Here is a 23,324-nt window from a genome sequence, read left to right on the forward strand (position 1 = left end):
TAATTCTTTTAAGGCATGACTTCCGTTAACCGCTTTGCGGCATGCAATGCGTCGTGACGAGAGTCGAACGTGTGCGCATCATTGACCCAATCACCCACATGAAGGCGTTCCAATTGCTCTCTTGTTTGCTGATGAGGACATAAAAGGAAAACGGTGCAGTTCACTTCACGGGCATCTTTGATGGCATTTTCAAGCGCAAGACCAACGGTCATGTCGATCAGAGGCACATCGCTCAAATCCAAAATCATGACACGATATTCACCAATTCGGGCATGTTGCCGCGAAATAGCTTTTGATACGCTGAAGATCATTGGGCCGGACAGATAGAAAAACAACACCTTTCCATCAGAACTGTCTAATAGCGCCCGTTCGTCTTCACTCAGGGGCACATCATCATCATCGGCATCACTGATGGCTTTCACTTGCTTCGCCTGCTCGCGACTCAAACGCTCAATAATCACGATGTTGGAGATAAAAACCCCAAGCCCCACCGCCACAATCAAATCCACAAACACAGTTAATGCCATCACTCCATACATGATGGCGGTTTGATGCAAACTGACCTTGTGCGCTCGTTGCAAAAAACTCCAATCAAGTATGTTGATACCGACATACAAAGCAATACCCGCCAACACAGCCATTGGAATCGGTTCGGTTAAAAAGCCGGCCACCAATACCACCGCTGCAAGGATCAAGGCGCGAACGATTCCCGAAAGCGGTGAACGCGCCCCCACCTGCACATTCACCACAGTTCCCATGGTGGCACCTGCGCCAGGCAATGCACCAAACAGACCCGAAATCATGTTTGCAATGCCTTGACCACGCAGCTCTTTATCTGAGTTGTGCTCTTCACGAGTCAATGAATCCGCGATAACCGCAGTCAGCAAGGTATCAATACAACCGAGCGTGCCTAGAACCAGCGCGTCAATCACCATGGTTGTGAGCATTTCTGGCGTAAAGGTGGGCATAACCATTGAAGGTAGACCTGTAGGAATTTCACCTATTCGGCGAATACTGTTGAGGTCGAACAACATCAGTGAAAGTAAAGTGACAAGTACCAACGCCACTAATTGCGCAGGTACATAACGGCGGTATTTTTTAGGAAAGAGGAAAAGAATGGCAAGGGTCGAAAGCCCAAGAAACAGCTCTTTAAAACTAAGATTAGCGACGGTATCAGGAAAGGCCTGAAGTGTCCCTATCACCCCTCCTGCCGGCGCTGCGTGCCCCATGAGCGGGCTGATTTGCAGCAAAATTAGAATGACACCGATACCTGACATAAAACCGGATATGACGCTATAGGGCATTAACGTGATGTACTTGCCCAGCTTGAGGGTGCCCAGAAGCACCTGAAATGCACCTGCCATCATGACCACAGTAAAGGTCATGGCCAACCCTGTTTCCGGATAACGCGCCATCATCGACGTCAATACTGCCGTCATGATCACTGTCATCGGCCCTGTAGGCTCTGAGATCAGACTTGATGAACCACCAAACAGAGCGGCAAATAATCCAACGAGAATTGCGCCCCATAAGCCCGCTTCAGCGCCAGCTCCCGACGCAACACCAAAAGCGAGTGCGAGAGGTAAAGAAATAATCGCGGTCGTTACACCACCAAAAATGTCACCTTTTAGGCTCCATTGTTTGAATCGGTCAAAATTCACAACTTGCTCCCTTTTATTACTTCCTTTTTCGGCAAGCCACCGAATTGCGCCGCTAGTATACCGATGAAACACAATTTGAGGGATCTGTTATACCAATGCTAATGCTGGTAAGAGGAGCTAATATGTTGAGAAGGAAGTGTTAAATTGTATCTAATTATGATCTTGAGTGGTGTATAGTGTCTCGCAGCGCAAGTTTTGAGGGGAGTCTTCATGGCACAAATTAAGCAGCTTTTTGCGAACAACGTGAAATGGTCAAAAACCATCAAGGAAGACAGTCCGGCTTACTTTGCCGAGCTTGCTCAATCACAACATCCAGAATACTTATGGATTGGTTGCGCAGACAGTCGTGTTCCCGCAGAGCGGCTGACTGGCTTAGATTCTGGTGAGCTTTTCGTTCACCGAAACGTCGCCAACCAAGTCATTCATACTGATTTGAATTGCCTGTCCGTCGTGCAATATGCAGTGGATGTTCTCCAAGTCAAACACATCATTATCTGTGGTCATTACCGTTGTGGTGGTGTTCATGCCGCAATCGAAAACCTTGAACTTGGCCTAATTAACAACTGGCTCCTTCATATTCGTGACATTTACCGCAAGCACAAAAGCTACTTAAGCTCCCTCAGCATTGAAGAGCAAGGCAACAGGCTGTGCGAAATAAATGTAGCGGAACAGGTATACAACCTTGGCAACTCCACCATTCTTCGATCAGCATGGGAGCGAGGCCAGGACGTCAAGATACATGGCTGGTTCTATGATATCAGCGATGGCGTGTTAAAAGACTTGGGTATGAATGCCAACAGCCTTAAAACGTTAGAAGCGGTGTATGAAGATGCAATGGCTGAGTTGATCCCCGACAAATAGCCGAAGCAACGAAATAAAAAGTGAATACAAAAAAGCGACCAACGTGGTCGCTTTTTTCATGCCATCAATCTTCCAATGGAACGACTTTGCCAATATATGGCAGATGACGATATTTCTGAGCGTAATCGATACCTACACCCACAACAAATTCATCTGGGATTTTAAAGCCATACCAATCAACATGAACATCCACTTCGCGACGCTCAGGTTTATCTAGCAAGGTACAGATGCGAATAGACTTAGGCTCACGAATAGACAAGATTTCACACACTTTGCTCAGCGTATTCCCTGTATCGATGATGTCCTCGACCAAAAGCACGTCTTTGCCTTTAATGTCATCATCCAAATCTTTCAGAATACGCACATCGCGAGTACTTTCCATCGCGTTGCCATAGCTAGAGGCTGTCATAAAATCAACGGTATGTGGCAATTCTATGGCGCGAGCAAGATCTGCCATAAAAACAAATGAGCCACGCAATAGGCCCACCATCACTAAATCTTCAGAGCCTTTATAGTGTTCTGTAATTTCAGCGCCTAGCACTTTCACGCGCTGTTGGACTTCCTGCTCTGAAATCATCACTTCTACGGTATGTTTCATTATAAACCTCGACGGTTTTCCGCCTGACTACCTGTGTAAATGAGGTTGAGTATTCTATCACTGTGCAAACTCGACGCCTACTCTCGATACACGTCAAAATTTCGACGCTTTATATGGACAGTTCGTTGTTCTGCAACTTGTTGCTGTTGTACACTTTGCAAGCAGTTGTTAAATATCACATTAAACCTATATAAATATTGCAAATTGCAAAAATTATTAGCGAGTTAAAGTTGGCAGGAACCAGGATGGCTACTTCAAGTGGACGTACAAGAACCCGATTGTCGCCGGAGCAGAGAAAAGAACAACTGCTCGGATATGCGCTTGAGGTGTTTTCAAAGCGCGGCATCGGACGCGCAGGGCATGCAGACATCGCCGATATGGCAAATGTCTCTGTGGCTACCGTATTTAACTATTTTTCAACCCGTGAAGAGTTGGTTGATGTTGTACTCAACCAAGCGGAAAAAGAGTTTCAACAACTCATTTCCCACAATATTAAACTTGGCAACGGCGATGCACATGCATCCCTATCTCACGTCGCATCAGCATTAATCAATGCGGCATTAGATGATAAAGAGTGGCTCAAAGTCTGGTTTGAATGGAGCACCTCCATTCGTGAGGATATTTGGCCAAACTTTGTCAATGGCAAGAACGTCGTACTGGAGCAATACGCAAGTTTGTTTGAGCAAGGCATTGCATCAAAAACACTGCCTGCTAATCGAGAGCCCATGGAAATGGCTCGGATGTTCGATGGCGTATGTTACATACTTTATTTGCAAGCCCATCAGCAACCTGACAAGGACGCATTAACCCGTCAGGCTGAAGGCTACATAGACATGCTTTGCAGTAAATAAGCGAAATATTGAGTACTAAGCAGTAAACCAATGTGCTTAATTAAAAAAACCGGCTATTCGCCGGTTTTCTTTTGTCTGCACATTATATACCGCGAACATTTACTGCGAAGCAAACAGGACAGGCGGGTGTGGACGGATATTGAGATTGACGGTATCGCCCATTTCCAGTAACTGGTTTGAATACACCATCAATGTCTGGTCATTCACTTTCACCAGATAGCGACAACTGTCTCCCATAAACTGGGCATCTATCACGACCCCTTCACCCGATGCATCGGATGAAATGGTCAGGTTTTGTGGACGAATGAGCCATTCGAGCATGGTTTCATTTTCAGCGTGCTCAATCGGCCACTCACCAAATGGAGTACTCATCGAGTTGTCACCATTCAGTGATACGGGTACATACGAACCGTGACCGAGAAAATCAGCCACAAAGCGACTGCTTGGCTGGTAATACAAGGTGGTGGCATTGCCATATTGCTCAATCACACCATGATTCATCACTGCCAGCTTATCGGCGAAAGCAAACGCCTCTTCTCGACTGTGTGTCACAAAGATCGCCGTCACGCCCTGCTCTTTGAAAATTTTACGAATTTCCTTAATCAAGCTATGACGCACTTGCGTGTCAATATTTGAAAAAGGTTCATCTAGCAATAAAAGGTCAGGTTTACACGCCAGTGCACGAGCAATCGCAACGCGTTGCTGCTGACCGCCAGACAATTGGTGCGGATAGCGACCTTCCAACCCCTCCAGCTTCACCAACACCAGCATTTCTTGCACCCGTGCCGTCACATCAGCTTTCGTCCAACCGGTTAAACCAAAAGAGACGTTTTCAGCCACGGTCAAGTGAGGGAACAAGGCATAATCTTGAAAAATCATGCCGATGTTACGCTGCTCAGGCGGAACATTGAGGTGATCGTCCACGATCGGGCGGCCATTGATGGTCATCTTTCCGCTATCTAATGGCAACAGACCTGCAATCGCTTTCAACAATGTCGTCTTGCCGCAACCGCTGGCACCCAACAAACAGACAATCTCGCCTTTTTCAACGCTAAACGACAAGTCGCTTAACACGGCCTGACCATTGTAACGACAGATTAAATTGCTAACAGTTAGCGCATCACTCATGAGTGGCTTTGCTCCAAAGAACGGTTAATCATGATCAGGGGGACAAGCCCTACCAGTACCAGAAGCACCGCGGGCAACGCTGCATATTCAAGATGCTCATCCGAGGCATAGTTGAACACGAAAGTTGCTAGGGTTTCGAAGTTAAACGGGCGCAGTAACAGCGCAGCATTCAGTTCTTTCATCGACTCGATAAACACCAGCAGCATGGCAATCAAACACCCTCGGCGAACAAGCGGTAGATGCACACGCTGGATCATCCCACGCACGTTGCAGCCCATGGTTCGCGCCGCCATATCTAACGAGGGCGATACTTTCGCTAAACTTGATTCCACACTGCCAATCGCCACGGCACTGAATCGCACCACAAACGCCATTAACAACGCAAACATGGTGCCAGAGAAGAGCAGCCCTGGCCTGCCCCAGTCCATCGCTTTGGCAATGTCATTAATAAGATGATCGGCGCTGGTCAAAAAGATAAGGACACCAATGGCCAATACTGTTCCTGGCACGGCATAACCCAGTGATGCCATGCGCATCGGAATGCTACTGACCGCATTGCCAGCAAGGCGGCGATAAAAATTAACGACAAGCGCGATAACCAATGCCACAACTGCTGCAATAGTAGACACGTATAAGCTGTTTACGCTGTATTGCGCGAAATCTTGTATCGAGCTACTCGCATGGTAATCCCACGCGTAAATGACAAGTTGAGCCAACGGAGCAACAAAAGCGATCACAAACAATCCCCAGCACCATATCGTCGCGAGGAATTTGTATTTCCCTTGTAATGGCGTTTTGGCGATCTTGTCTGGCGACACATTCTGGCTAAACAGTTTTTGCTTGCGGCGACTGTAACGCTCGGCACTTATCAGCAAGAAAATCACCACCAACATCATGGCCGATATTTTTGCTGCCGCATTAAGGTTGGAGTAACCCAGCCACGTATCGTATACCGCGGTCGTTAGTGTACTCACGGCAAAATAGCTGACGGTACCAAAGTCTCCAAGCGCTTCCATCGCTACTAAAGAAGCACCCACCGCAATGGCTGGACGCGCAAGTGGTAGAGATATACGGAAAAAGCTTTGCAGCGGCGAGCATCCCATTAGACGAGCAGACTGGGTGAGCGTCAGGCTTTGCTCCATAAACGCAGCGCGAGCGAGCAAATAGATATATGGGTGCAGAACCAGTGACAGTACAAAACATGCACCTGGCAAGGTTCTTAAATCAGGAAACCAATATTGCGCGGCAGATGTCCACCCAGTTATGTCTCTAAGAAACATCTGAATGGGGCCAGCAAAATCAAACCAATCGGTATAGATATAACCCACGATATAGCCTGGCATCGCGAGTGGCAGTACAAGTGCCCACTGAAGCCAGCGATCACCGGGTATCGAATAGTTGGCCATTAACCACGCTGAAGGGATCCCCATGAGCAGTGACAAACACACGGTGCCAACAACCAAAAGGGCAGTATTGAGGGTATAGGTACCCATTACCGTCGACATCAGGTGACCAAACACTTGGTCGGATTCACCTATCGCGGTATAGAAGATCGCTAAAATCGGCAAAACCAGCAGTAAGGATAATACCCAGCTGCTGGTTTTCAAAAATCGGTTCTGTTCTAACATTGCCTACTACAAATTGGCGTCAGAGTGCAGCAAGGGGGAACAGTGCTCCCCCTTAACCGCTTAGATCGAAGCGATTACAAATCAAACTTCGTTTCATCAAGAAGCTTCATCGCCTTCTCATGATTCTCTGCAACGGTTTCCAGAGGCAGTTTGTCTGCACGGTAATCGCCCCATGATGCCACCAGCTCAGAGCTTGCTGCGCCCGGCTTAACTGGATCTTCATAGTTCAGTTCCGCGTACATTTTCTGTGCCACGTCTGACGTCAAAAACTCCATCAGTTTTTGCGCATTATCTTTATTAGGTGCGAATTTCGCCATGGCCATGCCACTCACGTTAACGTGAGCGCCTTGCGCATTTTGACCTGGGTAGTTCAGATAAACTGCTTCAGCCCACGCGTGCTGTTTTTCATCAGCCAGCATTTTGCCGAGGTAGTAACTGTTGCCCAGAGAAATGTCACACAGACCTTCGGAAATGGCTTTAACTTGCGCTCGGTCGTTGCCCTGTGGCTTACGTGCCAAGTTAGCTTTTACGCCTTCGAGCCATGCCTTTGCTTCTGCTTCGCCGTGATTTGCTATCACAGATGAAACAAGGGACACATTGTATGGGTGTTTACCTGAGCGAGTACAGATTTTTCCTTTCCATTCAGGCTTAGCGAGATCCATGTAGTCAAAATCGTCGCCTAATTTACCAACACGGTCGCGTGAAGAGTAAACACTGCGAGAGCGCAACGTCAGTGCAAACCAACGATCATCGCTATCACGAAACTGTGAAGGAACGTTTTCATCAATCACAGTGCTATCAACAGATTGGATCAAATCCTTATTGACCAATTCTTTCAAGCGAGCAATATCCACCGTCAGCAATACGTCGGCTGGGCTGTATTCGCCTTCCTGTTGAAGTTTTTCAGCCAAACCTTCTTTTGCAAACTTCACGTTTACTTTAATACCGGTTTCTTTGGTGAACGCGTCTAGCATTGGCTCTATCAAAAATGGCTGGCGGTAAGAATAGACATTCACTTCTTCCGCAGCGTTTGCCGCGCCCGCGCCTAAAACTCCTAGCATCAGTGCCGATGCTGACAGCAAATTTTTCATTCCTTGGCTTTCCTAAACTGTAATGAGAACGTTTATCAATGCGATTAGTATACACATCCTTATTTACGGTGCAACAAAATGTGCATGAACGAAAAGCAAAAAAAAGCCCCGCATTTTGCAATGCAGGGCTAGCTATTGAGTTAAAGCGAACTCGTTTAGCGCTAAATATTATCTCACGCTGACGAACTCAGGGTAAGCATCCACACCACAATCGTGGAAATCCATGCCTTCAAGCTCTTCTTCCTCAGTGACACGAATACCCATGGTGGCTTTCAGTACAGCCCAGACCACGAGGCTTGCACCAAATACCCAAGCGAAGATAACTGCCGCACCGAACAACTGTGCACCAAACGATGCATCTGCATTGCTGAATGGCACGACCATCAGACCGAACAAACCACACGTACCGTGCACTGAGATTGCACCCACTGGATCATCAATCTTCACTTTATCTAGGCCAACGATACTGATAACAACCAATGCACCTGCTAAGCCACCGATAACCAAGGCCGCAACTGGCGATGGTGACAATGGGTCAGCAGTGATGGCGACTAAGCCCGCCAAGGCGCCATTGAGAACCATGGTCAAGTCAGCTTTGCCCCACGTTGCTTTACAGACACCCAGCGCAACCAAAGCACCTGTCGCTGCCGCAGCATTGGTGTTCAAGAAAATTTGACCCACCGCTGTCGCGTTTTCAAAATCTGAAATCATCAGCTGTGAGCCGCCGTTAAAGCCGAACCAACCGAACCACAGGATAAAGGTACCCAAGGTTGCCAATGGCAGGTTTGAGCCTTGAATTGGATAGATTTGACCGTTCTTACCGTATTTACCTTTACGAGCACCTAGCAGCAACACACCCGCCAATGCGGCAGAAGCACCTGCCATGTGAACGATGCCTGAGCCAGCGAAATCGCTAAAGCCTGCTTCTGACAAGAAGCCACCACCCCATGTCCAGTAACCTTCCATTGGGTAAATAAAGGCAGTCAGAATCACAGAGAAAACCAAGAAAGCCCACAGTTTCATGCGCTCAGCAACCGCGCCAGAAACCACAGACATTGCCGTTGCAACGAAGACAACTTGGAAGAAGAAGTCAGAAGCCAGAGAGTGATCCGCGCCTTCGCTTTGTACGCCAATCAACATGCCTAATGACGGCAACCAGCCACCTTCAGAGTTATCGACATACATGATGTTGTAGCCCACCAAAAGGTAAGTGGTACAGGCAATCGCATACAAACACACGTTTTTAGTTAATATTTCAGTGGTATTTTTTGAACGCACCAAGCCCGCTTCTAACATGGCAAAGCCTGCGGCCATCCACATCACCAGCGCACCAGAAATCAAGAAGAAAAAGGTATCGAGTGCGTAACGCAACTCTGTCACAGTGGTTGATAATTCCATTTTCAGTACTCCCTTAAACCTTAAATTGCTTCCGCATCCATCTCGCCAGTACGAATACGTACCGCTTGCTGGAGGTCATAAACAAAAATCTTTCCATCACCAATCTTGCCGGTCTGCGCCGCCTTGCTGATCGCTTCGATAATTTCGTCCACGTTTTCACTGTGCGCTGCAATTTCCAGCTTCACTTTTGGCAGAAAATCGACCTGATATTCTGCGCCGCGATACAGCTCTGTGTGACCTTTTTGACGACCAAAGCCTTTCACTTCAGATACCGTCATTCCATCCACGCCGACTTCGGCGAGTGCTTCACGCACGTCATCGAGCTTAAATGGCTTGATAATCGCATTGATCAATTTCATTCCCGTCTCCTTGAAGAACCGTATTTAAGATGTTCTGTACAAATACATAACAAATCACGTGCCAGTTTTTATTATCGTTAAAATACAACAGCTTAACTAGAAATCAGGTTGATCGGCAATTCATTACGCACTAATTTGGTGCAGAGAGTTCACTCATTTCATGCAGAGAATGGCGTGCGGGGAATAGATGCACCAATACGTGGCGAAGAGAAAAGCAGACAAGGATTAGAAAGGAAGTTGGGCATACAGCAGCAGCGCGCTGTATTACCCTTAAATCATAGTGTTAGCGACCGTATCGACGAATAAAGTCTTGCCATGCCTCTAGCACCAAAAGGAGATCTTCTGGTCCGCAAACAGACACGCTTTCTTCTTCATAGGTATGAAAATCATGCTCTGGCATTTCTTCATCGTGGTTTTCCAGCATTGCATTGGCTTGCACCACGGCTTCTTCTTGTGTCAACTGCAACAAAAAGACCTTACCCGGGCGATCCCACTCGCCACCATGATTTATGACACGGTTAAGGTTTTCCAAAACCCTATCAATTTCAGCGTGATCTGTTGCCAGCTCATCAATGAGCCAACGTCCTAGCGCTTCATGTCCCATAGAGAGAGTGACATGAAAGCTGTCGTCTAAAGTATTGCGTCGAAATTCGTAATCCACGTGCTATCCTCGATATCACAACCTTTGCCAGCCGCAGGAATGCAAGGCACGCTGGCAAGTTAGAAAAGTTTGCTCATTTTCAGGATCTCGTCACGCAATGCAACTCAATACCATGATCGCGCGTCAAATCGTCGAACGCGCAATGAAAATCATCGGTCACTCCGTCAATGTCATGAATGAGCAGGGTCTTATTATAGGCTCCGGTGATCCTCATCGCCTGCATCAAAAGCACGAAGGCGCATTATTGACACTGGCAGAGAATCGCGTCGTTGAAATTGATGAAGCAACATCAAATTCTCTCAAAGGTGTTCGCCCAGGAATTAACTTACCTGTCATGTTCAATGGCAATGCCATCGGGGTAGTTGGCATATCCGGCCCCCCAGAGACAGTGCGAAGTTATGGCGAACTGGTCAAGATGACCGCTGAACTGATTGTCGAGCAAGCCGCACTGATTTCACAAATGCAATGGGACAAACGCCATCGCGAAGAATTGGTTTTGCAGCTTATTCGTGAATCTGAACTCAATGAGCGCCAGTTACTCTCCATTGCCCAGCGCTTAGATCTGGATTTAGAGCAACCTAGGGTTGCTGCCGTGGTAAGGCTTATCCCCAACAAAGCCAATGCTCTCTCTTTAGAGCATCTTCAATCTATGGTCCATATGCTCGAAAATCCGGAACGGGATAACCTAGTGGGTATCACGTCTGTATCTCGTAACGAGATCGTCGTCCTCAAGCCTATATTGACGGACAATGGAGAGTGGTCCCGCCAATCTGAACAGAAAAAAGTACGCGCCTTACTCAAACGAGTCAGTTCTCAACAGGCTTTTCGCGTTCAGATAGCTTACGGCGGTTACTTCCCTTCTTTTCATGGGCTTGCACGTTCTTTTCAGACAGCGAGTGCAACGTTAGCGGCAAGTAGACAGCATGAAAGCGTGCTTTATTACGAAGATCATACTCTGCCAGTCTTACTCAGCGCGATGCCGGAGGACGATTGGCGCACGCGTCACCTCAACGAGCCCATGACATTGCTGGTCAATAAAGACGGTCGAGGCACGCTAATTAAGACCCTGTCGTCATTTTTTGAACAAAATTGTGATTTAGTTCAAACGAGCGAAAACCTTCATATTCACCGCAATACTTTGCGCTATCGTCTACAACGCATATCCGAAATAACGTCCTTAGATATCAATAAATTAGAAGATAAAACACACCTCTATTTATCCTTTTTGAAATGGCAGCAAAAAACTTAAATTTGTGCAAATGCACAAATTTATACGCTTTTTACCCGCTAAAATCTGGTCGTTTGCCTAAAGATTGATACTGACAGTCAACGTACAGTGTCGACAGTTTTTCGTTTCAGCCGAGAAGTATGAGATGACCGAAGTATCTACCTTGGGCGCCCTCGCTGCCCTGATTGTTTCTATTACCCTGATCTTAAGAAAAGTTCCGCCAGCTTATGGCATGATCATTGGTGCACTCGTCGGCGGTATTGTCGGTGGTGTGTCTTTAACAGACACCGTGACCCTGATGATTGGCGGCGCACAAAGTATCGTAACAGCGGTACTTCGCATTCTTGCTGCGGGTATTCTCGCTGGCGTGCTGATTGAGTCTGGCGCAGCAACTACCATCGCTGAAACCATCGTCAAAAAAGTCGGTGAAACACGTGCTCTGCTTGCATTGGCTGTAGCGACCATGATTTTGACCGCTGTTGGCGTATTTGTTGATGTCGCCGTTATTACCGTCGCGCCCATCGCGCTGGCGATTGCACGCCGTGCCGATCTTTCCAAAATGGCTATTTTGCTCGCAATGGTCGGAGGCGGTAAGGCTGGCAACGTGATGTCACCAAACCCGAATGCCATCGCGGCGGCTGATGCATTCAATGTTCCCCTGACATCCGTTATGGCTGCTGGTGTCATCCCTGGCCTTTGCGGGATGATCGTGGCTTACTTCATCGCATTAAAACTGAAAAACCGTGGCAGCAAAGTAGAAGCCCATGAAGTGGTAACTGTCGACCTGAGTCGCCTACCGTCTTTTGCCACCGCCATGGTCGCGCCGCTAGTCGCGATTTCTTTGCTGGCACTTCGCCCTATAGCAGGCATTAACATCGACCCGCTCATTGCTTTGCCACTGGGTGGGTTGTTGGGAGCGCTGGCCATGCGCCGAGCACGTGACACCAATCACTTTGCGGTATCGGGCTTGAATCGCATGGCACCTGTTGCTGTCATGCTCTTAGGTACAGGCACCTTAGCTGGCATTATCGCAAACTCAGGCTTAAAGAATGGCCTGATTGATCTACTTACCACCTCAGGTCTACCGTCTTACCTGCTTGCACCTTTTTCAGGTGCGCTCATGTCCTTGGCCACTGCATCGACAACTGCTGGTACCGCAGTAGCGAGCAGTGTCTTTGCCAACACTATCCTTGAGTTAGGTGTACCCGCATTGGCAGGCGCTGCAATGATCCATGCTGGTGCAACGGTATTTGACCACATGCCACACGGTAGCTTCTTCCATGCCACGGGTGGTGCGGTTCATATGGATATGAAAGAACGTTTGAAATTAATCCCTTACGAGTCCGCTGTCGGTTTTGTGATTGCACTGGTCTCTACATTAATCTTTGGCGTGTTTGGCCTGTTTGTATAAGGATACCTGCTAATGAAAATTGTTATTGCCCCTGATTCTTATAAAGAAAGTCTCTCCGCGATGGATGTCGCGACTGCTATTGAGTGCGGCTTCCGACGCGTGATGGAAGATGTAGAGATCGTTAAGCTACCGATGGCAGACGGCGGTGAAGGCACGGTTCAATCTTTGGTTGATGCAACGGGTGGACACATCGTCGATGTGACCGTCACAGGCCCTTTAGGTCTTTCTGTTGAGGGCTTCTTTGGTCTACTCGGCGCGGGTGATACCGCGGTGATCGAAATGGCCGCGGCTTCCGGCCTACATTTAGTGCCGTCTGCTCAGCGTAATCCACTCCAAACCACCAGCTATGGTACGGGCGAGCTAATCAAAGCCGCACTGGACCATGGTGCAAAACACTTGATCGTCGGTATTGGCGGCAGCGCCACTAATGATGGTGGTGCAGGGATGGCACAAGCATTGGGTGTAAAACTGCTAGACAACGATGGTCATGCCATCGGTTATGGCGGTGGCGCACTGGCCAATCTACATACCATCGACATGACAGAAATAGACCCACGTCTTGCCAACGTAAAGCTGGAAGTAGCCTGTGACGTTGATAACCCACTGTGTGGTGAAAAAGGTGCATCTGCGGTGTTTGGCCCTCAAAAAGGCGCAACACCGGAGATGGTAAGCACCTTGGACAGCAACCTCGCACACTACGCAGAGATCATGAAAACTCAGCTCAACAGCGATGTGAAAAACCGTGCTGGCGCAGGTGCTGCAGGTGGCATGGGCGCAGCATTGCTGGGGATCTTCAACGCCGATCTTCGACCGGGTATTAATATCGTCATGGATGCCGTGGATTTGTCAGCACACGTTAAAGATGCCGATCTCGTGATCACGGGTGAAGGCCGTATCGACAGCCAGACCATTCACGGTAAAACGCCAATTGGCGTCGCTCGCTGTGCCAAGCAATTTGGCGTACCCGTTATCGGTATTGCAGGCAGTATTACCCAAGACAGCGTGGTGGTTTACGATCATGGCATAGATGCACTATTCAGTGTGGTCTCAGGCGCATGCACGTTGGAAGAAGCACTGGCTAACGCAAAAGAAAATGTCGAACTGACGGCAGAGAACGTGGCGAGAATGATAAAAATAAGGTTCTAGGAAGAACAGGTTCTAGTCCCTAGGAAAAGCTTTAGAGCAATGAGAAATCTAAACATTGCCTCAAAGCCCTAGGTCCCATTTTCCTTCGATACAAAAAAGCCTCCAAATCTGGAGGCTTTCTCTTATCTAGCGTCTCGTTTCTCGAGACTCACCACTGATGCTTATACCGCGGTTTGGATAATGACTTCATCCGCTTTTTTGGTGTACTCATCCATACGGTGGAAGTTCAGATAACGATAAGTATCTGCTGCCGTCGCATCGATTTGCTTCGCGTACTCTAGGTACTCTTCAACCGTTGGAATACGGCCAATAATCGCACCAACAGATGCCAACTCCGCAGAAGACAGATAAACATTCGCACCTGTACCCAAACGGTTCGGGAAGTTACGGGTAGAGGTGGAAATCACGGTCGCTTTATCAGCGACACGCGCTTGGTTACCCATACAAAGTGAACACCCTGGTGTTTCGATACGCACACCAGCACGGCCGAAGATACCGTAGTAACCTTCTTCCGTTAGCTGATCACGGTCCATCTTCGTCGGTGGCGCAACCCATAAACGGGTCGACAAGGTGCCACCAAACTTCTCAAGCAATTTACCTGCCGCACGGAAGTGACCAATGTTGGTCATGCAGCTACCAATGAAGACTTCGTCAACTTTGTCGCCAGCAACATCAGACAGCAAACGCGCGTCATCAGGGTCGTTAGGTGCACACAGAATTGGCTCTTTAATATCAGCCAGATCGATTTCGATCACTTCTGCATATTCTGCGTCTTTGTCCGCTTCCATCAGTTCTGGATTCGCCAACCATGATTCCATTGCCGTGATACGACGCTCGATGGTACGGCGATCGCCATACCCTTCGCTGATCATCCACTTCAACATCACGATGTTTGACTGAAGGTACTCTGACACAGATTCTTGCGACAGTTTCACCGTACAGCCAGCAGCAGAACGCTCTGCAGAGGCATCTGAAAGTTCAAACGCTTGCTCAACCGTGAGATGTTCAACACCTTCGATTTCAAGAATTCGACCAGAGAATGCGTTGATCTTGCCTGCTTTCTCTACGTTCAACAGACCTTGCTTGATCGCAAAGTAAGGGATCGCATGGACCAGATCACGCAGTGTGATACCCGGTTGTAGTTCGCCTTTGAAACGCACCAAAATTGATTCTGGCATATCCAATGGCATAACACCTGTCGCAGCAGCAAACGCAACCAGACCTGATCCTGCAGGGAACGAGATGCCCAGCGGGAAACGGGTGTGTGAGTCACCCCCCGTACCGACGGTATCAGGCAGCAGCATACGGTTTAGCCATGAGTGGATAACACCATCACCCGGGCGCAGTGCTACACCACCACGGTTCTGAATGAAATCAGGCAGTGTGTGGTGAGTCACGACGTCAACAGGTTTCGGGTACGCTGAGGTGTGGCAGAAAGACTGCATCGTTAGGTCAGCAGAGAAGCCAAGACACGCCAAATCTTTCAACTCATCACGAGTCATAGGACCGGTGGTGTCTTGAGAACCTACTGTGGTCATTTTTGGCTCACAGTAAGTTCCAGGGCGAATACCCTGAACGCCACACGCTTTACCTACCATCTTCTGACCAAGGGTGAAGCCCTTATCAGATTCAACAGCAGGTAATGGACGGCGGAACACCTCAGAAGGTGAAAGACTCATTGCTTCACGAGCGCGATCAGTCAGACCACGGCCAATGATCAACGGAATACGGCCACCCGCGCGCACTTCATCGTACAGCACGTCAGTTTTCAATGAGAAGGTAGACAACACGTTGTCAGTGCCGTGGCTACATACTTCGCCTTTGAATGGATAGACGTCAATCACGTCACCCATGTTCAGCTTAGCAACGTCTAGCTCGATAGGCAGTGCGCCTGCATCTTCCATAGTGTTAAAGAAGATAGGTGCGATTTTACCGCCCAGACAAAAACCACCCGCACGCTTATTAGGCACGTTTGGAATGTCATCGCCCATAAACCAAAGCACAGAGTTAGTCGCAGATTTACGTGAAGAGCCCGTACCAACAACGTCACCAACGTAAACCAGTTGATGACCTTTTTCTTTCAAAGCATCAATTTGTTTGATTGGACCAACAACGCCAGCTTGATCAGGTTCGATACCGTCACGGGCGTTTTTCAGCATTGCCAGAGCATGCAATGGAATATCAGGACGTGACCAGGCATCAGGGGCTGGAGACAGGTCATCGGTGTTCGTTTCACCGGTCACCTTAAATACAGTCAGTGTGACTTTTTCAGGAACGTTTGGCTTAGACAGGAACCACTCCGCATCCGCCCAAGCTTGCATGACTTGTTTCGCGTACGCATTACCTGCTTTGGCTTTTTCTTCGATGTCATAGAAAGAATCAAATACTAGCAAGGTGTGTGACAGTGCTTTAGCAGCAATTGGTGCCAATGCCTCATCTTCTAGCATGTCAATCAGGGGCTCAATATTGTAGCCACCTTGCATGGTACCAAGCAGCTCAACCGCTTTTTCTTTGCTAACTAATGGTGAGCTTGCTTCGCCTTTTGATACAGCTGCCAAAAAGCCCGCTTTTACATATGCGGCTTCATCAACACCCGGTGGAATACGGTTTTCAAGCAGGTCAATAAGAATAGCTTCTTCGCCCGCAGGTGGGTTCTTGAGCAATGCAATTAGGCTTGCGGTTTGATCCGCATCAAGTGGTTTAGGGACAATACCCTGAGCAGCACGTTCTTCGACGTGTTTACGGTAGGCTTCAAGCACGACGTTTTCCTCATATTGCGGTCTGACCATCGCGGCCAGACATCCTTGGAATTAAGCTCGGCTTGCAGGCACCTTAACGAAACGTAGGGTAACTATCTTTCTATAGTGCCTTGCATGACGAAGCTGGTATGTTATCACTTTTTAACCAAATTTTAAATTCCAGCCATGGAATGAAACATTTGGTTTGATGATGAGAAAGTGGCTCTCACCTTCCTCGCAGTCCTTTAAAAATCAGACCCGACTATAAAATAGAACGAATCGAGATCATTTTCTGTACGACCATAGGCGACAATGATTGGGCCCAATGGCGAATCAACTCCCGCAAATATACTGCCTGCGGCATAAAACGGTACTTCTTTTAGCGAAAAATCTGGGTTGTTCCACACTCCGCCATACTCAATAGATGTCCCTAAATAAACAGGAGATTTAAACAAACCGAAGTCGTTATCCAGCAGACGATATCGATAAACAACTGCACCAAAAGCGATATTGTTTGCCCACAACGAGTCTCGCGGTATACCTGACAGGTTAAGGAACCCCCCTAATTCATGAGGTTCAATGGCAACGCTTCCGACTCGCGCATTAATGGTGCCGTACTTGGCTTTACCATAAACGGTATGTTTACCGATGTTCTTTGCGTAAATGCCCTCGATATTGAGCACACTGGCTTCGGCAATCGATCGCCCTTCGCTGCTGTCTAATTGATCCCTTGCGTAGCCCAACGACATATTAAGATAGCCGCCACGGTTCGGAAAAACACGATTATCCAACGCGTCTAACGTCACACTGATATAAGGCATTGCGCGCTGATATTTGAGTTCAGATAACCCACCCGCCAACTCTTCTTCACCATCGATATACCGGTAACCCAGCATAAACTCACCCCAAAGCTGAGGTTGCCAACCGATGCCAACATCTGCGATGACCTCACTGTAACGAGCATCCAAGGTGAATGTATCTTCGCCCAAATTGGGTTCATCAGAGCGGTAATACGCATCTCGCTCCCGCACTTCCAATCCACCAAGCACTTGCGCAAAGTAAAGCTGATCGGCAGAAAATGGGAGATACAACTCTGCCTGTGCGCGCTTGTCCGTGCCCAGCTCAAAGAGCGTTCTTAACTCTGCACCATAATCAGTAAGCCCTGTGCTGTTGATACTGACACCGGCAGAGAAATTGGTATCCGATTCAAAGTTGTCTTCTAATGCAAAACGGAAGTCGACAAAGTTAGGCCCCCAGCTTTTCTCTTTAACATCAACAACGAGAACATTTTCTTCACCTTGGCGCTCAAGGTGATAACGCACGGTTTCAAACCGATCTAAGGCGTAGAGATTTTGAACCGATTTCTCAAGTTCATTCGAGTCCACTCGCCCCGTTTCAAGGGATAATCTGGCTTTGAGGACGTCATCTGAAAAGCTGGTATCGTTATTGATGATAATGTTATCAACTGACAAAATATTGCCGTAAACCATCAATCTGCGGCGACGTTGTTTTTTCTCGATGTAAGTCTGATATTGCCCAGAGGTTAAGCCCAACTCTTTGAGCACGTCTTTGTGTTCAAACGCCACCAAATAGCCTTTCTCGTAAGCCTCGGGCATACGATCGAACTCGGTGGTTTCCATGTCTCCGACTTGTGGCGTCAGCAAGATATCGTCGTCGCTCATATTGGCTATCTGCTGATCGGTGCTATTTCGCACCATATAGTTAACCAGCTGATTCATGACCGAAAGGTAAGAACCGAGTTCAGCCGCAGGGCTGTAATCCGTACTGATATCCACCGCGATAACTATGTCTGCGCCCAGCGCTTTAGCGACATCAACCGGCATGTTGTTTACCGAGCCGCCGTCGACAAGGTAGCGCCCTTCAAGCTCAACAGGTGGCAATGCACCAGGCACGGCCATACTGGCCAGCATCGCCTCGGTTAACTGGCCGTCACCAATCACAACCGGAACTAATCTCTCGATATCCGTCGCAACCGCACGGTAAGGCACCACCATTTGATCGAAGGACTCAAAGGAAGGAAGATTACCCGTAGACTCACGCAGAATACGGATCATATTTTGGCCTTGGACAATCCCTTGGGGGGTTTTCAAGCTTTTGAAGTCAAAACCGAAATTCGTTGATAAGTTATAGCGATCTTCATGCTCTTTATCACGCGTGCGTCGATCTCCTCGATAGACGCGATCTTGATACCCGGCGTTCCAATCAATGGATTCCATCAGCACCGAGATTTCGTCAGCCGTCATACCAATGGCATACAGCCCACCAACATACGCCCCCATACTGGTCCCAGCGATATAGTCCACCGGGATCCGCATTTCTTCGAGAGCTTTAAGCACACCAACATGCGCAGCCCCTTTCGCGCCACCGCCGCCCAAGACTAACCCTACGGTAGGACGAGATATTTTCTCTTGTGAAAATGCGAATGATGCAAACAGCATGGCGACTGCAAGCACTAGGGTGGCGATGAATCTTCCTTTTAAAAGCCTAATCAACATGTTGTGCTGCCTTGCAATGTTAATATTTCTTTGCGCGTAATTAACACCGATGAACCATCGATACTACGGAGAAAACATGAATTCTGAGTATTTGGCGGTCTGTGAGATTAAGTAATACTGTTTGCGTGATTTTTTTATTTTCAATCACTTAGCGTATTCACCTCGATAGCACACAGACTCTGGATGAATGGAACACAATATCATCTCACCTATGTATCAGGGAAATGTCTTACTGATGTTAATTAGCAAATGAGGAAGTGACAGAATAACGTGAACAACAATACCCTTTATATCCGTCATAAAAAAACGCCACAAATGTGGCGTTTTATCAACGAGAGATGAATATTTCTTTTTTAGACGCGAAAACCACTAACCACGTTATCTAACTGACGGCTCTTGTCTGCCAGTTCCGCGCATGTCTGCTCAACGCTCCCCAGATTCTGGTAAACACGCTGACCATTTTCGACAATACCGTGAATATTTCGGCTGATGTCTTCTGAAACTGCCTTTTGTTGCGATGACGCAGTAGCAACTTGTGCATTTTGATCGTTGATGGTGATGATCATCGAGGACACGGCATCAAGGTATTCAGACGTTTGTTGAATATGCGACACGGTGTCATTGCTTGCTTCGCTGCTTTCATTCATGGATGAAACCGCATTTCGGGTGCCTGTTTCCAGACGTTCGATCATGTTGCGGATCTCTTCTGTGCTTTGTTGCGTTTTATTTGCCAAGTTACGCACTTCATCCGCAACTACCGCAAACCCTCGACCTTGCTCGCCCGCACGTGCCGCTTCAATTGCCGCATTCAATGCGAGTAAGTTGGTTTGCTCTGCGATGCCACGAATCACATCAACGATTGACGCAATGCTATCTACATCGTGATTCAACGACGTGATCATAGTCTGTGACTGTTCAATACGGCTGCGTAACGAAGACATTGCCGCTACAGTGCCAGCAACACTGCTCTGCGCTGCACCAATCTCCTGCGTGGCCGTGCCTGTTGCATCTGCGGCATCCGACGCATTCTGGCTGATTTGCATGCTGCTTGCGCTCATCTCCTGCACCGCGGCGGCAATCATGTCACTCTCGCGATGCTGATTTTCCGTTTCCGTCACACTGCTGCGAATGGCGATTTCAATCTGTTCAGTGTGCTCACGAACATGATTAGATGCATCAACGACCTCTTTAATACTCGCCTGTATCTTAGCGACGAAGCGATTGAATGACTCGCCTAGCTGACCAATTTCATCCGTTGAACGCACCGTCAGACGCTGCGTGAGATCACCATCACCTGACGCAATATTTTCAAGAGCATCACCCATCTCTTTCACGGGTTTAAGTAGCATGTTCGACAGTAAAACACCGCCAAGCACCGCGAGAATTAGCGCGCCAATGGTGCCGCCGATAATCAAACGCTCGGCTTGAATGGTAGACGCATCGATATCTGCAGAAATTTGTGCTGATACCTGACTAATGGCTTTAGATAGAATTTTAATATCGCCGCGCAACTGAGCAAATGTATCTTCTATGCCTTCATAACTATTGGCATATTGGCGGCTCGCCGAATCAGGCGTTCGGATCAATCTTTCGAGCTCTGAAATCCATGAGTCTGTATTATTGATCAAACGATTCAGTGTCGCTTGATGGCTCACATCAATCACACCCGCATCGATAACACGCTGTACAACTTTCAAGCGATGAAGGGTATTCGGTGCGTTGTCGTTAAACTCAAACGTCTGCTTCTCGACCATTTCTTGCGTCACACCTTTCGCCAACAAACCTTCAACACTGCCTAGCACTTGATAGAGATCGCGATAAGCATCATCAATACTTTCAACCGTCGGATTAATCAGATCATTCAATGTCGAGTTAAGCGCGACCTGACGTTCGAACGTTTGGTAAGTCATCGCCAACACAATCGTAAAGATGACTGAAACAAACCCAAGGGGAATAAATAATTTGGTACGGAATGAAAGTTGACTAATGAACTGCATAATTCCTCAAGTGCGAATAGATGACGGCGTTAAATGATAGGAAAATAAATGGATCTAGCGTCGATTCGCGAAATAAAGCGCGGCTATGAATATCCAAATAATCTGGCAGACATTGGGCGCCCTCTGCTGCAGCATATGCGTTAGCACCCAATATTCAGCATGGCGCATGGTATCAACTCAAACTATTGATACGAAATATAATATGCAGAATTATTGATATAACACACTAAAAAGTACAATGTACTTTTAATTTTCATTGCCTCCTTCCAAAATTCATCAACATAGCTAACCACCCCAGATTAACAGACAGTCGAATCAAAATAGCATGTGACAAATTGGCAAAAAAAAACGCCTCGAAAATCGAGGCGTTTCTAACAAATCAGCGAAAAATAATTACTTTTTCTTTTTCATTGCTTTTGCGTTTGGCAGGTCCGTGATTGAACCTTCAAATACTTCCGCAGCCAAGCCAACAGACTCATGCAGCGTTGGGTGAGCGTGGATAGTCAGTGCGATGTCTTCTGCATCACAGCCCATCTCAATCGCCAGACCAATTTCGCCCAGCAACTCGCCACCGTTAGTACCAACAACAGCACCACCGATTACACGGTGTGTGTCTTTGTCGAAGATCATCTTCGTCATACCGTCTGAACAATCAGAGGCGATCGCACGACCAGAAGCAGCCCAAGGGAAAGTAGCAACTTCATAGTTGATGCCTTCTGCTTTCGCTTCTTTCTCGGTCTTACCTACCCAGGCAACTTCTGGCTCAGTGTACGCAATTGAAGGAATCACTTTAGGGTCAAAGTAGTGTTTCTTACCAGAAATCACTTCTGCCGCTACGTGGCCTTCATGAACACCTTTGTGTGCCAACATTGGTTGGCCAACAACGTCACCGATTGCATGGATGTGTGCAACATTGGTACGCAATTGCTTATCAACGTTGATGAAACCACGCTCATCAACTTCGATACCGGCTTTTTCTGCGTCCATCAGCTTACCGTTTGGTACGCGACCGATAGCCACCAGCACCGCATCATAACGTGTAGGCTCAGCGGGGGCTTTTTTGCCTTCCATTGAAACGTAAATGCCGTCTTCTTTTGCTTCAACCGCAGTCACTTTGGTTTCAAGCATCAGGTTGAATTTCTTGCTGATACGCTTAGTGAAGACTTTGATGATGTCTTTATCCGCAGCCGGGATAACTTGGTCAAACATTTCAACCACATCAACTTTAGAACCCAGTGCGTGGTATACGGTACCCATTTCTAGACCGATGATACCGCCACCCATCACCAACAGCTTTTCTGGAACTTCGTTCAGTTCTAGTGCGTCAGTTGAGTCCCAAATACGTGGGTCTTCATGGGGAATAAATGGCAATTCGATTGGACGCGAGCCCGCCGCGATGATCGCGTTATCGAATTTGATGGTGGTTGCACCATCCGCGCCTTCAACCACGATGGTGTTAGGATCGGTAAATTTACCGTAACCATTGACCACGTTAACTTTACGCATCTTAGCCATACCGCCAAGACCGCCAGTCAGTTGATTAACCACTTTTTCTTTCCAAACACGGATCTTGTTAATGTCGGTTTGCGGCTCGCCGAAAACAACACCATGCTCAGACATTGCTTTGGCTTCTTCAATCACTTTAGCAACGTGCAGCAAAGCTTTTGAAGGGATACAGCCCACGTTAAGACAAACGCCGCCCAGCGTGCTGTATTTTTCTACCAGAACAGTTTCCAGACCCAAATCCGCGCAACGGAATGCGGCTGAATAACCAGCAGGACCTGAACCCAGCACCACGACTTGGGTTTTGATTTCTTTACTCATTCTGACCTCGTTGTAGTCTTATATCCCTGACAGGCTAAGAGATTAATTTATTTTTCTATGACGGACTGTTATGTAGGAACAGTGTTGTTTCACTGCGAGTAGTTAGCCATTGGCAACCGCTCGTTTTGGCTCCACATTTTACAGCCGTGTTAACAAGCTGAAAAATAAAAACCCATAGCCTGTGAGCTATACATCAAATCAGCGTTCGTCATATGCAGACGAACGCTG

At 47.7% G+C, this 23,324-nt stretch carries 17 protein-coding genes; 5 read left to right on the top strand and 12 right to left on the bottom strand.

Features of this window, described 5'->3' with window-relative positions:
* Positions 1-8: 8 nt before the first annotated feature.
* Positions 9-1,661 carry a SulP family inorganic anion transporter gene (locus ACED36_RS11150; RefSeq protein WP_371733269.1) on the bottom strand — a complete coding sequence of 551 codons (1,653 nt, stop codon included), beginning with the start codon at positions 1,659-1,661 and terminating at the stop codon, positions 9-11.
* Positions 1,662-1,871: 210 nt separating this feature from the next.
* Here ACED36_RS11150 and can point away from each other — a divergent pair, with 210 nt between their 5' ends.
* Entirely contained in the window at positions 1,872-2,522 is a 651-nt protein-coding gene (gene can, locus ACED36_RS11155; protein ID WP_017005483.1) for a carbonate dehydratase, read from the top strand.
* Positions 2,523-2,586: 64 nt separating this feature from the next.
* Here the strand turns inward: can and hpt are convergent, their stop codons facing one another.
* The gene (gene hpt, locus ACED36_RS11160; RefSeq protein ID WP_016960713.1) at positions 2,587-3,120 is read right to left on the bottom strand and encodes a hypoxanthine phosphoribosyltransferase; all 534 of its coding nucleotides are present in this window, start codon (positions 3,118-3,120) and stop codon (positions 2,587-2,589) included.
* Between the two features lie 245 nt (positions 3,121-3,365).
* Between hpt and ACED36_RS11165 the strand changes: the two genes are divergently transcribed.
* A complete protein-coding gene (locus tag ACED36_RS11165) occupies positions 3,366-3,971 on the top strand; it encodes a TetR/AcrR family transcriptional regulator (RefSeq protein WP_016960714.1) in 606 nt (201 codons plus the stop codon).
* 99 nt (positions 3,972-4,070) lie between these two features.
* On the opposite strand, the gene ACED36_RS11170 is transcribed toward ACED36_RS11165, so the two are convergent.
* The 6 genes from ACED36_RS11170 to ACED36_RS11195 form a co-directional block, all read right to left on the bottom strand.
* A complete protein-coding gene (locus ACED36_RS11170) occupies positions 4,071-5,099 on the bottom strand; it encodes an ABC transporter ATP-binding protein (protein ID WP_371733270.1) in 1,029 nt (342 codons plus the stop codon).
* Positions 5,096-6,727 (bottom strand): ABC transporter permease, encoded by a 1,632-nt coding sequence (locus ACED36_RS11175; protein WP_371733271.1) that lies wholly within the window; start codon positions 6,725-6,727, stop codon positions 5,096-5,098. Before ACED36_RS11175 ends, ACED36_RS11170 begins: the two co-directional genes overlap by 4 nt.
* Before the next feature lie 74 nt (positions 6,728-6,801).
* Entirely contained in the window at positions 6,802-7,818 is a 1,017-nt protein-coding gene (locus tag ACED36_RS11180) for a Fe(3+) ABC transporter substrate-binding protein (RefSeq protein WP_016960717.1), read from the bottom strand.
* Between the two features lie 168 nt (positions 7,819-7,986).
* A complete protein-coding gene (locus ACED36_RS11185; protein WP_016960718.1) occupies positions 7,987-9,216 on the bottom strand; it encodes an ammonium transporter in 1,230 nt (409 codons plus the stop codon).
* A 20-nt stretch (positions 9,217-9,236) separates the two neighbouring features.
* Positions 9,237-9,575 (bottom strand): P-II family nitrogen regulator, encoded by a 339-nt coding sequence (gene glnK, locus ACED36_RS11190; RefSeq protein ID WP_002537421.1) that lies wholly within the window; start codon positions 9,573-9,575, stop codon positions 9,237-9,239.
* Between the two features lie 283 nt (positions 9,576-9,858).
* Positions 9,859-10,236, bottom strand: a complete 378-nt coding sequence (locus ACED36_RS11195) for a YacL family protein (protein WP_016960719.1) — start codon at positions 10,234-10,236, stop codon at positions 9,859-9,861.
* A 97-nt stretch (positions 10,237-10,333) separates the two neighbouring features.
* On the opposite strand from ACED36_RS11195, the gene ACED36_RS11200 reads away from it, so the two are divergent.
* The 3 genes from ACED36_RS11200 (at position 10,334) to ACED36_RS11210 (ending at position 14,021) form a co-directional block, all read left to right on the top strand.
* Complete coding sequence (locus ACED36_RS11200; RefSeq protein ID WP_371733272.1) at positions 10,334-11,485, top strand: sugar diacid recognition domain-containing protein; 1,152 nt, start codon at positions 10,334-10,336, stop codon at positions 11,483-11,485.
* 124 nt (positions 11,486-11,609) lie between these two features.
* A complete protein-coding gene (locus tag ACED36_RS11205) occupies positions 11,610-12,875 on the top strand; it encodes a GntP family permease (RefSeq protein WP_017005069.1) in 1,266 nt (421 codons plus the stop codon).
* A 12-nt stretch (positions 12,876-12,887) separates the two neighbouring features.
* Positions 12,888-14,021: a glycerate kinase gene (locus ACED36_RS11210; RefSeq protein WP_371733273.1), complete on the top strand. Its 1,134-nt coding sequence runs from the start codon at positions 12,888-12,890 to the stop codon at positions 14,019-14,021.
* Between the two features lie 161 nt (positions 14,022-14,182).
* On the opposite strand, the gene acnB is transcribed toward ACED36_RS11210, so the two are convergent.
* From acnB to lpdA, 4 genes are all read right to left on the bottom strand, one after another.
* Positions 14,183-16,780 carry a bifunctional aconitate hydratase 2/2-methylisocitrate dehydratase gene (gene acnB / locus ACED36_RS11215; protein ID WP_026024083.1) on the bottom strand — a complete coding sequence of 866 codons (2,598 nt, stop codon included), beginning with the start codon at positions 16,778-16,780 and terminating at the stop codon, positions 14,183-14,185.
* Positions 16,781-17,004: 224 nt separating this feature from the next.
* The gene (locus ACED36_RS11220; RefSeq protein ID WP_017005072.1) at positions 17,005-19,275 is read right to left on the bottom strand and encodes a patatin-like phospholipase family protein; all 2,271 of its coding nucleotides are present in this window, start codon (positions 19,273-19,275) and stop codon (positions 17,005-17,007) included.
* Positions 19,276-19,628: 353 nt separating this feature from the next.
* On the bottom strand, positions 19,629-21,272 hold the full coding sequence (locus ACED36_RS11225) for a methyl-accepting chemotaxis protein (protein WP_371733274.1): 1,644 nt from the start codon (positions 21,270-21,272) through the stop codon (positions 19,629-19,631).
* A gap of 393 nt (positions 21,273-21,665) precedes the next feature.
* The gene (gene lpdA, locus ACED36_RS11230) at positions 21,666-23,096 is read right to left on the bottom strand and encodes a dihydrolipoyl dehydrogenase (RefSeq protein WP_016960727.1); all 1,431 of its coding nucleotides are present in this window, start codon (positions 23,094-23,096) and stop codon (positions 21,666-21,668) included.
* Positions 23,097-23,324 lie beyond the last annotated feature (228 nt).

Origin of the sequence: Enterovibrio sp. FF113 (assembly GCF_041439165.1) — a bacterium.
GTDB classification, from domain to species: domain Bacteria; phylum Pseudomonadota; class Gammaproteobacteria; order Enterobacterales; family Vibrionaceae; genus Enterovibrio; species Enterovibrio norvegicus_A.